Annotated in this window: 1 pseudogene; it reads left to right on the top strand. The window is 52.9% G+C overall.

Annotation, left to right across the window (positions count from 1 at the left end):
- Positions 1-184: pseudogene (locus tag PMES_RS16505) on the top strand (6,7-dimethyl-8-ribityllumazine synthase); the annotation flags it as partial.
- Between the last annotated feature and the right edge of the window lie 39 nt (positions 185-223).

Here is a 223-nt window from a genome sequence, read left to right as displayed (position 1 = left end):
GGTGAACGGTTTGATGCAAGCGGGCCTTGAAACTGGTGTTCCAGTTCTCTCCGTTTCGCTGACGCCGCACCAGTATCAAGATACTGAGCATCACAATGCGATCTATCGGAAACACTTTGTGGACAAAGGGATGGAAGCAGCTGAAGCAGTGCTGAAGCTAAAAAGGGTGGTCATCGCCGCTTAACGTTGTTCGGCGGCACTAGTGCCGCCGACCTACCAATCG

The organism is Profundibacterium mesophilum KAUST100406-0324 (assembly GCF_009835145.1).
GTDB lineage: Bacteria > Pseudomonadota > Alphaproteobacteria > Rhodobacterales > Rhodobacteraceae > Profundibacterium > Profundibacterium mesophilum.
Note: the sequence above shows the minus strand (reverse complement) of the source record. Positions and strands in the feature narration are given on the sequence as shown.